The 10,733-nt window shown below is 43.9% G+C and carries 13 protein-coding genes and 1 pseudogene; 9 read left to right on the forward strand and 5 right to left on the reverse strand.

Annotated features, from left to right (window positions below; translation table 11 throughout):
• Positions 1-22: 22 nt before the first annotated feature.
• Positions 23-67 (forward strand): hypothetical protein, encoded by a 45-nt coding sequence (locus AYY17_RS22705; protein ID WP_412779015.1) that lies wholly within the window; start codon positions 23-25, stop codon positions 65-67.
• Positions 68-128: 61 nt separating this feature from the next.
• On the opposite strand, the gene AYY17_RS21840 is transcribed toward AYY17_RS22705, so the two are convergent.
• The 3 genes from AYY17_RS21840 to AYY17_RS07165 form a co-directional block, all read right to left on the reverse strand.
• Positions 129-272: a hypothetical protein gene (locus tag AYY17_RS21840; RefSeq protein WP_202906389.1), complete on the reverse strand. Its 144-nt coding sequence runs from the start codon at positions 270-272 to the stop codon at positions 129-131.
• Positions 273-503: 231 nt separating this feature from the next.
• Positions 504-788 carry a helix-turn-helix domain-containing protein gene (locus tag AYY17_RS07160; protein ID WP_067402931.1) on the reverse strand — a complete coding sequence of 95 codons (285 nt, stop codon included), beginning with the start codon at positions 786-788 and terminating at the stop codon, positions 504-506.
• Positions 781-1,101, reverse strand: a complete 321-nt coding sequence (locus AYY17_RS07165) for a type II toxin-antitoxin system RelE/ParE family toxin (protein ID WP_067422537.1) — start codon at positions 1,099-1,101, stop codon at positions 781-783. The genes AYY17_RS07160 and AYY17_RS07165 overlap by 8 nt, the downstream gene beginning before the upstream one ends.
• A gap of 372 nt (positions 1,102-1,473) precedes the next feature.
• Here AYY17_RS07165 and AYY17_RS07170 point away from each other — a divergent pair, with 372 nt between their 5' ends.
• Complete coding sequence (locus tag AYY17_RS07170) at positions 1,474-1,917, forward strand: universal stress protein (RefSeq protein WP_067422539.1); 444 nt, start codon at positions 1,474-1,476, stop codon at positions 1,915-1,917.
• Between the two features lie 150 nt (positions 1,918-2,067).
• Here AYY17_RS07170 and AYY17_RS07175 read toward each other — a convergent pair whose 3' ends face one another.
• The gene (locus AYY17_RS07175; protein WP_067422541.1) at positions 2,068-2,511 is read right to left on the reverse strand and encodes a hypothetical protein; all 444 of its coding nucleotides are present in this window, start codon (positions 2,509-2,511) and stop codon (positions 2,068-2,070) included.
• A 564-nt stretch (positions 2,512-3,075) separates the two neighbouring features.
• On the opposite strand from AYY17_RS07175, the gene AYY17_RS07180 reads away from it, so the two are divergent.
• The 7 genes and pseudogenes from AYY17_RS07180 to cas6f all read left to right on the forward strand — a co-directional run bounded on the left by AYY17_RS07180 (position 3,076) and on the right by cas6f (position 8,112).
• Positions 3,076-3,513, forward strand: coding sequence for a hypothetical protein (locus AYY17_RS07180; protein WP_235845319.1), 438 nt, complete (start codon positions 3,076-3,078; stop codon positions 3,511-3,513).
• A 215-nt stretch (positions 3,514-3,728) separates the two neighbouring features.
• Positions 3,729-3,911, forward strand: coding sequence for a hypothetical protein (locus AYY17_RS07185; protein WP_067422543.1), 183 nt, complete (start codon positions 3,729-3,731; stop codon positions 3,909-3,911).
• A 163-nt stretch (positions 3,912-4,074) separates the two neighbouring features.
• Positions 4,075-4,446, forward strand: a complete 372-nt coding sequence (copM, locus tag AYY17_RS07190; RefSeq protein WP_067422545.1) for a CopM family metallochaperone — start codon at positions 4,075-4,077, stop codon at positions 4,444-4,446.
• A 242-nt stretch (positions 4,447-4,688) separates the two neighbouring features.
• Positions 4,689-5,555, forward strand: coding sequence for a type I-F CRISPR-associated protein Csy1 (locus AYY17_RS07195; RefSeq protein WP_067422547.1), 867 nt, complete (start codon positions 4,689-4,691; stop codon positions 5,553-5,555).
• Positions 5,545-6,459, forward strand: coding sequence for a type I-F CRISPR-associated protein Csy2 (gene csy2, locus AYY17_RS07200; protein WP_235845320.1), 915 nt, complete (start codon positions 5,545-5,547; stop codon positions 6,457-6,459). Before AYY17_RS07195 ends, csy2 begins: the two co-directional genes overlap by 11 nt.
• Positions 6,456-7,477 (forward strand): annotated as a pseudogene (gene csy3 / locus AYY17_RS07205) (type I-F CRISPR-associated protein Csy3). Before csy2 ends, csy3 begins: the two are co-directional and overlap by 4 nt.
• A gap of 8 nt (positions 7,478-7,485) precedes the next feature.
• Positions 7,486-8,112 carry a type I-F CRISPR-associated endoribonuclease Cas6/Csy4 gene (gene cas6f / locus AYY17_RS07210; RefSeq protein WP_067422549.1) on the forward strand — a complete coding sequence of 209 codons (627 nt, stop codon included), beginning with the start codon at positions 7,486-7,488 and terminating at the stop codon, positions 8,110-8,112.
• Positions 8,113-8,394: 282 nt separating this feature from the next.
• On the opposite strand, the gene AYY17_RS21715 is transcribed toward cas6f, so the two are convergent.
• On the reverse strand, positions 8,395-10,733 hold a 2,339-nt coding region (locus AYY17_RS21715), incomplete at its 5' end, for a hypothetical protein (RefSeq protein ID WP_162271105.1).

Raw genomic sequence — 10,733 nt, forward strand, 5'->3', positions numbered from 1 at the left:
GATCCAGGATAAATTAAAAGGCCTGACTCCGGTTGAATATCGGAATCAGGCCTTACAAGCCGCTTAACTAAAAGAGTCCAACTTTATGGGGGTATTTCACGAAGGAGCCTCTTTCTTTAATAAATCAATCAGATGGGCTTAGCTACAATCTGACCGGACTGCTCGGCTTTTTTCTTAGCCAGCAGGAAACGCTGAAGCATTTCATTCTTCTGTGCCTTGATAGCATCGTAGTCAATTTTAGCGTTCATCTCAGTTTTCCGTTCGTATAACATGACAAGCTCCTTCTATGTGTGCTTTCAGGCTCCCGGCATACCGTCTTACAGGTTTATTGTACATACGGCGCAACCCCTCACTGTATGCCCGGAAAGCCAACACTTGGATACCCTCAGACTCAGCGATCCTGAGAATGATGTCAATCAATGTCCGGTACAGATAAAGTGCATTAGACGCAGTAAGATCCGGTGCTTTCAACCACCGTCTGCCCGCGTTCATTTCAGCGATCCTTACAACATTATTTTCGGATTTTTTACGCCACACGCAGCAGCATAGCGGGCTAATGTCTCGACCGTTGCTTTTTCGGCATTACGCTCTGTCCGTGATACCGCCGCAGGTGTGATCCCCAGACGTGCAGCAACCTGTGAGCTGGTCAGCCCGGCAGAACAGCGCCATGACAGCAACTGTTCTCTGATTCGTTCCGCCCGCAGCTCTGCTTCATAAATCGCGTTAACTTCCGGGTCGGATAAAATGTCTTCGCGGGCCTGTGCCCACGGAATGGATTTTTTACTCATCGTTCAGCATCTCCTCTAACCGTCGTGCAGCGGCAGTTAACATGGATGAAGGGAGTCTCGCGGTACTTTTGGCAAAGATTTTCAGGACAAAAATCCGCTTTCCCTTTTGATACACATAGATCGCACGCCCAATATCACCGGCTTTCGCCCGCAATTCAAAGAAACCGTCCCTGATGGGCTTTGTATCCGGTTCCCGGAGTGATGTGCCGTGTGCAGCGAGCTTATCAATCTGTCGGGTCATTTTAGCCCGCAACGGGGCAGGTAACACCTGTAATTCCTGTAGTGCATCCTCGTGGATCTCAATCTCAAACATCGTCATCCCTCCGTATACCAATAAGATAGATGAAAAAACGACCACATGCAAGAGTGAAATAAACTTGTAAGTTTAATCAATTTATTGGTGATTATTGAAATAGCGTGACTAACTATTGTAATTGCCCGCAATTTAAAGAAACGGTTACTGACGGGGTCTGTGTCCGGTTCACGGCGTGATGTGCCGTGTGCAGCACGTTAATCAATTTTTCCGGGGCCGACAGGCATTGAGCAGAGCATCTCAAATAAAATATGTGGTTCGTTATCTATTTTTTGGATAAAAAACCTTGTTTATATCTTATTTTAAGATTTAATGAAGTTAAGTTTCAGTTTTAGGCAGGTAAATTAATCAATCTGATATAAAGGAGCGGTTATGCACAAGACGATACTTATCCCGATTGACCTGAATACAGGTGCATTATCACCAAATGTAATTTCTGAAGTAAATGATTATGCCAGGGACAAAAATGTTCAATTCCATTTTGTTACTGTGATTTTACCGTCAGAGCAGCTTTTTGATTATGGGCTGACATTCCCTGTTATGACAGATAATGCAAAATCTGAAGACCAGCGCATTAAACTTTTATTAGAGAAACTTGAAACAATTACTGATAAGTTTGATGTGCCGAAAAATCAAATTTCCACCGGTGTGCTGCTCGGCAGCCCTGCAGAAGCAATTATTGAAAATGCAGAAAAAATCAAAGCTGACCTTATCATTATCGGGTCAAAAAATCCGACACTGAAAAGTCGTCTCCTTGGTTCAACAGCATCTGCCCTGATTCATTACGCAAATATTTCAGTACTTGTTGTCCGGTAAATACAAGCCCGTTAAATCGGGCTTTTTTACCTTTTACATCAATGTGCCACGTCCGTTATTATTTAGAATAACGGCAATAAATGTGGACAGATAATGATGGTGTTTATTGATACTCTCTCTGTGCGGAAGGAGGCCCCAGGTAGTTTCATGCTAAATAATCAATGTATTCCCGCAATTTCCGCAAATAAATCGCTCCGGTGAGTATTTAGTCGCAAGCATGTGAGATAAGGGGGCAATTTGTCGTTTTGAATAACAGCAAGGGCAGAAATAGTGCTCATTTGTCGTTTCATCCGATTTTTCTTTACTGACATAAACTAAAGTACCGGATCTCAGTATAAGAGGTTCGTAATGCGCTTCATTGGTATTAAATTCATTGTGATAGCGTACTTTTAACTCAAAGGTGATTGCTTTTTCTTCAAATGAATTAAGTGTCTGAACAAGTAACAGTGCATTATCTCTGCATGCAATCCCGTTACGCAGTAAATGGGTGTATACCACTTTTACATCATCAAGTGTTTTAGCATCTGATAAAGCAGAAATTAGCTTAAGCATTTCATTATGCAGTTCTGTTGATTTTTCTTTTTCGGTATTCATTAAATGACTTTCTCCGGTGTAATAGTGGATATATTAGCGGATTTTTTCTTTCTGACGAGAGTACAAACACGTATACCTTACCGGATAGGCGCATTCTTAATAGGTCACGGTTCTTCAGTTCTCCGTGTTATTATGTTATCGGACATAGTGGTTGTAAATCAACGAAATATATATCTTTATGGTTTGTCGTTTGTTTTTCATTGCGCTATAAAATATTGAAAATATTATTGCTGTTTAAGCTAAAATATTATCTGGTAAGGATGAAGCAGGCAGGCGGCGACTACGACTGACAGTAAACAAATTATTGTCGATATTGTACATAAACAGTGCAGGTGTAACGTGTTCATAAAGATATAATTACCTGATCTTATTGTATCGGAGTCAGGGCGACATAGTAAATAAACCAGAGTTATCTACTGTTAACTATCGATACTAAAAGATATAACTAATAGAATGAAAATGTTATGCGCGCTATTTAAGAAAAGAATAATACAACGTATTAGTGTATGATTACTGGTCGGAATTTAATTTAAATATATGGAAATATAAGGTCAGAGGTATTTTATGGATAATGTATCGTCACAGAATGTTCAGATTCATGAATTTGTGGAGCGGTTAAAAACTATTTCGGGACAACAGTTTTTACGTTATCTGAATGAGAAAAAGATTAAAACAACGTGTCAGATGTGCGGGCATAATGGAAGACAGGTTATTGATGAAACCAATTATACCACAGCGCAGGATCGCCTCGATAACAGAGAACCACACACATTTGTTACCTTTTTTTATCACACTCCGGGGATCCCCGTAGACAGTAAAAATAATTATTATTACCGGTTAACGTGTGATAACTGCGGCTTTATTACACAGCATAGCACCAAATATGTATTAAGATGGCTGGATGAAAAAAATCATTTTGAACAACAGCTGGCGCAGGCTATGCAAACAGAGCAGACAGAAGAGAAATCAAAAAGAGTGACAAAAAAACGTGCCTGCCGGTGAAACTGAAGAATAATTGATTTTTTAGCTGAACACCGGATAGTTTTTATAGGTGTTCAGCCCTGTTTTGTTTCACAGATACAATCATGTTGATTTACTCATCATCTTCTTGCAATTTAACCAGAATGTTATGATTTTTTAGAACTTTACTTTGAGCGGCTGACAGGGTTATATGTTATACGCAGAAATACCTGTAATAAAAATAAACGGAGGAATGTATGGAAGATGGTTTAATGGTGATTGCCGTATTAGCATTGATTGCTTCAGTTGTCGGAGTGATAAAGCCTTCTTTGGTAGGAATGAAGAGCCGGCTTGGAGCCGTTATTGGCTATGCGATTATTTTTATTATATTTTTAGTTCCGGCATTAATCTTATCACCTGATGGATATTTCCTGAAATAAAAAATCATTATTTATCGTTATTCAGACATTGTTCAGACATTGTGGAGATAATTTGATTTAGTGTAAATAAGGTAAAGTTAGCTCCTGTCATATTGACCCTTACCTTAGGTCAACGTTTATAGTTAATTCCATCAACCAGATATTAAATACAAAGGAATTAATGATGAAAAAGACACTTCTTATTACTGCACTTCTCTCCGGTTTTATTACATTTGGTGCGGTAGCATCAAACCCAATCGTATTGAGTGGCGATATGCATGCAGTCAGCACGCCGGTACAAAAAGAATTGGGTGACTCAATGATGCGTATGCATGACGACATGGCAAAAACACTTTCTGAACAAAATGCGGATATTGCGTTTACTGAAGGAATGATTGCACATCATAAAGGTGCCGTTGAGATGGCAAAAATAGAATTAAAATACGGTTCTGATGCACAAATGAGAAAGTTGGCTCAGCAGATTATAGATTCTCAGGGGCCGGAAATAAAACAAATGCAGGATTGGCTGGATAAAAATAAGCCTGCTAAGAAATAATATAATCAATAATGTCGCTGCATAATGATATATCACTATGCAGCGATTTTTTATTTACAATCTCCTGCCTCTTTACCATTTATGTGGTATCAAAGTGCTATTCAGATCGCAAAAAAAACATTATAGCAGCGTGAAATCTCTCCGGTTTATAGACAATTAAATAGCATCTGCGTATTACATGGTTTGTATTAAAAACTGACTCATACAACGGAATGACTGAGTGTAATAATAAAGGATGTATTATGACAGATCCGGCAATTACGGCATTTCTTACAGAACGTAAAACAGGGTGGCTGGAAAGAAAACTCAGGGGGGTAACAAATCAAGCAGATATTGATGCATTAAGGCAATACGGAGAAGTCCTTTTTTCTTTGGCTCAGTGGTTACCGCGTGCGGCAGTACGTGCCGGTCAGATATCTCTTTCAACTCATCCGTGCACATTTACACATCCTTCGGCGCGCCAAAACAGCATGGGTATTGCCGGTAATAACAAGGTTACCGCTGTTATTGCGCAGGCAAAACAAGAGAATGACGGTTTTCTTCGTTCCGGTAATATACAGACAGAGCCTGATGCGTTGGGTAATGCCGCTGCGCTGGATATATACAGGTTTTTGATGCTGAAAATGCAGGATAACCGCACATTGTTGACTCATATCGATGAAGAAAGTCCGTTGGCAAAATCACTTCTCAGTCACGGAGATTACCATGTATTGCGCAACGATTTTTTGCGGGTGATTACCGAAAGAAAACAAGCAATTACCAGTTCAAAAATAAAACAGGTTTATTTTCCTGTTTTTGATAATACAGCCGGAGATAATTACCATTTACTTTCTGTTTTGACTCCCTCTGGTCTGTTATTTGAGTTGCGCAGACGTATCGAATTTATCCTGTGGTCAGCGGGAAATAAGACAGAAAAGAACAAACATCAAAATAACGAACGAAATACTGAATCATTCCGGACTATTTATAGCATCACTGTTATCCGGTTTGGTGGAAGTAAGCCTCAGAATATTTCCGTACTTAATAATGACAATGCAGGTAAAGCCTGTCTGTTATTATCCGTTCCTCCCGGATTTAAATGTCAGGAGATACAAAATAGTGCCTGCTGATTATATTTTATTACGTCATATTCGTGTTCATAATGCAAATGCGTTATCCGGGCCATTCACTGTTGGTTTTCCGGCAGTAACCGCCTGGATGGGATTTGTACATGCACTGGAGAGAAAACTGTCCGATATCGGGTTTCCTTTTATCCGGTTGAGTTACACGGGTGTTATCTGCCACAGTTGTAATTTACAGATTTATAAATCTCCCGAAGATATAACCTATTGTATTATCGGAAAAGGAAAACCATTAAATAGAAATGGCAGAATGGCTTCATTTATTGAAGAAGCCCGGTGCAACCTGAATGTGTCCTTATTTATTTCTTATGATAATAAAAATATAGATAAGGTTCAGTTACAGAACATTGTTTATGATTTATTACTGACCATGAAAATAGCCGGCGGTGATATTTTGTCTGCATCAGTTCCGGTTATCGGTATATTACCGGACAATGGCCGGGACAATAATCGCCTGCTGCGCAAAATGATGCCCGGTTACGCGTTACTTGAGCGCCGTGACCTGATGTCGGATGCGATGAATCGCGGGGACGATGCAATGGATGCATTGCTCAATTATATCGCGGTCACCCGTGAGTATATCGGAGAGAAAAATGGCAAAGGAAAAAAAAAGTATCAGTGGCACAGCCGGCGTAAAGCGCCGGGGTGGATAATCCCTGTTGTAACTGGTTTTCATGGTATTTCTCCACCGGGAAATGCGGAAAATCAGCGGGCAGAGGACGCCCCTCATCGCTTTGCCGAGAGTGTTGTGACACTGGGTGAGTTCAGGAGGGTTGATAAATTACGCCATCCTGCTGATATGTGGTGGGAATATTCTTATCAAAAAGAAAAGAATCTTTATCTGTGTCAACAGGTCAGTTCTTGTTTTTCTGGTCAGGGAGAACAGCGATGAATGAACACAGGGATGTTGTCTCCGTTTTATCATTTGAAAAAAAGCTGGTGCCGTCTGATGGTATTTTTTATGGCACAAGCCAGCAAAGGGCAGATTCAGTTACTCCGCTGAAATTACAGGAAAAATCAGTTCGGGGAACCTTGTCGTTCCGGCAGAAAAAAAACTCAGAAAGCCGGTTACCGGGGGCTGATAAATATATGGGGAAACCCAATTTACAAACCGTGGACACCTGTGCGCTGGGGCCGGAGCAGGATACTCTGCTATTTCGGTTTACCCTGAAAGTGATCGGCGGGCTTCAGTATCCCTCGGCGTGTAACAATGCTGTTTTCAGGCAGCGCTATGAAAAAGTGGCAGCGGGCTATCTGGCGAGGGAAAAGTGCAGGGAGCAGGGGCGCCGCTATGCACTCAATATTGCGAATGCCCGTTTTCTGTGGCGTAACCGGGTGGGCGCTGAACATATTGAAGTGACGGTTAGTGTCCTCAATAAAGGGCGGGAGCAGCAGTGGCTTTTTGATGCTTACACATACAGTATCCGTGATTTTAACCAGCGGGATGCTGATATCAGTACGCTGGGTGAAAAAATAGCACAAGCGCTCAGCGGTGATAAAGGCGCATTGTTGCTTGAAATTTCAGCCCGTGTTCAGTCGGGAAAAGGACAGACGGTGTATCCGAGTGGTGAGCTGATACTGAATAAAGGAAAAGGAACGAAAAGTAAGGTGCTTTATCATATTGACGGAACAGCGGCGATGCATTCACAAAAATTGGCAATGCACTGCGTTCTGTCGATACCTGGTATCCCGCGTATTCTGATCCGCTGAACAGTGCCGGCGCAATTGCCGTCGAGCCGTTTGGCGCGGTGACTCACCTGGGGATGGTTTTTCGTCCGCCCGGTTCCGGACAGGATTTCTATACTCTTTTTTATAAGTGGGTGTACGGGGAATTATTACAGGAAAATGAGGAGCATTATGTCGTTGCGGTATTGATCCGCGGTGGGGTATTTGGTGAGGGGGATAAATAAAACAGCATATGAATTATTATCAGACTATCACTATATTACCTGAGGCGACCGTCTCTCCGGTATTTATCCGGCAAAAAGTCTGGCAGCGGATACATATTGCGCTGGCGGATAATAAAATAGCGGAAAACAGCAGTGCCATTGCTGTGGCATTTCCTGATTACAGCAGCCTGGAGCCCTCGCCGGGGTTCCGGTTGAGGTTGCTGGCAATAAAATATGATGAATTGATAAAACTGAATATTGCAGGACGATTAACAGGGATATCGGGTTATATTGCAATCAGCCCTGTATTACCTGTACCGGAGCAGAATATACCGGTCAGTTATATCCGTGAGCATGTAAAAGGGCGGTTACGTATTTACAAGGATATGCGGTCCAAAGCGGAACGACGGGCAGTACACACCGGGCAATCATTGGCAACATGCCTGGCCGAACTGGAAAAATCCATGCCCTGTGCCCGTGCGTCGCTGCCGTTTATCCGGACAGAATCAAACTCAGGACAGAAATCACATTGTCCGTTTCCGTTATTTATCCGCCGGTTGTTTTTCAGTTCGCCGCAACAGGGGGAATTTACCTGCTACGGACTGAGCCATAAGCGTGCTGTGCTTTCTGCTGTTGCGACTGTGCCGCATTTCTGATGATGTTTACTGCCACTCAGGCAGCTTAGAAATAATTATGATAGAGAGGTTATTTACTGCCATGCAGGCAGCTCATTCTCATCAGGTTATATACCCTTATTCATTCAAACTGCAGGTTCGTTGGCTACACTCAACCAGCCGGGTCACATACTAATGTATGCTCCCCGTCTGTTTTCCCTTGCCGCCTTCCTGCATCTTGAATGACGTTGGGTATATGTGTTAATACAGCCGGTAAAAACAAAACGTCCTTGTTATTGACAACGACAAGGACGTTTTTGTTATTTATTCAGCCGGTGAGGCATAAATTTCCGGAAGAGGCGGAGGGCTGTGAGGATCCGGGCTGACAATAAAGGTTACATCGGTGGAGAAACGACGCTTTGGTGTCAGTTCCCAGACAACCCGTAATGAAAACTCACCACTTTCGGTAGGTTTTCCATACAGTGTACTGGTTTTTTCATTAAAATTCAGTCCGATGCTGCTTTGAAAATAAATACCAAGGACACTGACGTGTCTGCCGTCATGCAGCGTTGCTGTGACCGGAGAGTTAAATGGTTCATTCTGACGGGCACGTGCGACTTCTACCCTGATTGTCGGGCGGGCTGGTGCCGGTGGCATCAGGGGATCGGCCTGTGTGTCACTATGGGCCGTCATGATATCAGCAGGATCCGCAGGCGGGAGACTGATATGTTCCGGACCCGGTTCCTTTTCCTTTTCTGGTTCAGTAGCCGGTTTTCTGTCCTTTGTTACATCTTTAAAGACAGGGCCGGTAGGTGTTGTTGCGGGGTTATTTGTGTTTTTACCGGATGTTTTTCCTGCTGCGAGTAATGCAGCCAGCCCCCAGGGTTTAGGATCGGCGGCGTCTGTATCATCTGCAAACAACCAGTTCTCTGTTGGCAGGTTATTGTCCTGTTGTTTGGTTGCCGGTGGCAGGCTATTGAACAGTATGGTTGCGGTCGGCTCTGGTTGTACCGGCGTTGCGGGGAAATCTGATGATGGTTTGTTCTGTGAATCTGCGCCGGTATCGGCGTCATCAAATAACCATGCACCGCTGCGCAATGTATCCTGTGTCGTTTGTGATCCGCCTGCAGGGAGATCGCCGATAGCGGGGGTATCTGAGTCATCAGTATCAAGGTCGTCAAATAGCCAGCTATGATTTTTCAGCTGACCGGGTTTTTCTGTCGGTTCTGATAACTCAGGGAAGAGGGATTTATCAGAGAATACCGAGGTCATATGGTCAGCGACGTGATTTTCTGTATTGTCTTCCGCCGGTAGTGTGACAGCCCCGACAGAGGCATTGTACGGCGTTATTTCCTGCTCTGACGGGGATTCACTTTGTACCGCTTCCGCTATTACAGTGGAATTCACAGGTTCGTTTTGCGGCACGACCGGCGAGCCGGAAAAACTGAAGATATCACTGAGCACAGCCGTTACCGGTTGCGCTGGTTTGTCGGCGGATCCCGTTACTGTGTCTTCAACCGGTTCTGCAACGGTTTCATTCAGTGCGGCCTGCGGTTGTTCAGTCATTTCATCTTGTTTTACCGCCGGTTCTGAGAATGCCCCCAATGGCGGCAGATCAGTGTCATCACTGTCCGTGTCTTCAAATAACCAGCTGTGATTTTTCAGCGGATCGGTTTTTTCTGCCGGTTCTGCGAATTCAGGGAAGAGGGATTTATCACTAAAAATCGACGCGATGTGATCGGCAACTTTTGCTGCGCTATCTTCGGCGGTCTCTTCTGCGGTCTCTTCTGTATGGTCTTCAACCGGCATTGTCATTACATCGGCAGGACGCTCACGTTGTACCGCTTCCGCTATTACAGTGGAATTCACAGGTTCGCTCTGCGGCACGACTGGTGTGCCGGAAAAACTGAAGATATCACTGAGCACAGCCGTTACCGGTTGCGCTGGTTTATCGGCGGATCCCGTTACTGTGTCTTCAACCGGTTCTGCAACGGTTTCATTCAGTGCGGCCTGCGGTTGTTCTGTAATGTCATCTTGTTTTACCGCTGGTTCTGAGAATACGCCCAATGGCGGCAGATCAGTGTCATCACTGTCCGTGTCTTCAAATAACCAGCTGTGGTTTTTCAGCGGATCGGTTTTTTCTGCGGGTTCTGCGAATTCAGGGAAGAGGGATTTATCACTAAAAATCGACGCGATATGATCGGCAACTTTTGCTGCGCTATCTTCGGCGGTCTCTTCTGCGGTTTCTTCTGTATGGTCTTCAACCGGCATTGTCATTGCATCGGCAGGACGCTCACGTTGTGCAGCTTCTGCTATTACCGGAAAGTTTACCGGCTCGCTTTGCGGCACGACCGGTGTGCCGGAAAAACTGAATATATCACTGAGCACAGCCGTTACCGGTTGCGCCGGTTTGTCGGCGGATCCCGTTACTGTGTCTTCAACCGGTTCTGCAACGGTTTCTTTCAGTGCGGCCTGCGGTTGTTCTGTCATTTCATCTTGTTTTACCGCCGGTTCTGAGAATGCCCCTAATGGCGGCAGATCAGTGTCATCACTGTCCGTGTCTTCAAATAACCAGCTGTGATTTTTCAGCGGATCGGTTTTTTCTGCCGGTTCTGCGAATTCAGGGAAGAGGGATTTATCACTAAAAATCGACGCGATATGAT

Source organism: Morganella psychrotolerans, assembly GCF_001676055.1.
GTDB lineage: Bacteria > Pseudomonadota > Gammaproteobacteria > Enterobacterales > Enterobacteriaceae > Morganella > Morganella psychrotolerans_B.

Coding starts and splice junctions, on each gene's coding strand:
- AYY17_RS07195 (WP_067422547.1), top strand. CDS start 4,689: ATGACAGATCCGGCAATTACGGCATTTCTTACAGAACGTAAAACAGGG.
- cas6f (WP_067422549.1), top strand. CDS start 7,486: ATGAATTATTATCAGACTATCACTATATTACCTGAGGCGACCGTCTCT.
- copM (WP_067422545.1), top strand. CDS start 4,075: ATGAAAAAGACACTTCTTATTACTGCACTTCTCTCCGGTTTTATTACA.
- AYY17_RS07165 (WP_067422537.1), bottom strand. CDS start 1,101: ATGTTTGAGATTGAGATCCACGAGGATGCACTACAGGAATTACAGGTG.
- AYY17_RS07180 (WP_235845319.1), top strand. CDS start 3,076: ATGGATAATGTATCGTCACAGAATGTTCAGATTCATGAATTTGTGGAG.
- AYY17_RS07175 (WP_067422541.1), bottom strand. CDS start 2,511: ATGAATACCGAAAAAGAAAAATCAACAGAACTGCATAATGAAATGCTT.
- AYY17_RS07170 (WP_067422539.1), top strand. CDS start 1,474: ATGCACAAGACGATACTTATCCCGATTGACCTGAATACAGGTGCATTA.
- AYY17_RS07160 (WP_067402931.1), bottom strand. CDS start 788: ATGAGTAAAAAATCCATTCCGTGGGCACAGGCCCGCGAAGACATTTTA.
- AYY17_RS07185 (WP_067422543.1), top strand. CDS start 3,729: ATGGAAGATGGTTTAATGGTGATTGCCGTATTAGCATTGATTGCTTCA.
- AYY17_RS21840 (WP_202906389.1), bottom strand. CDS start 272: ATGTTATACGAACGGAAAACTGAGATGAACGCTAAAATTGACTACGAT.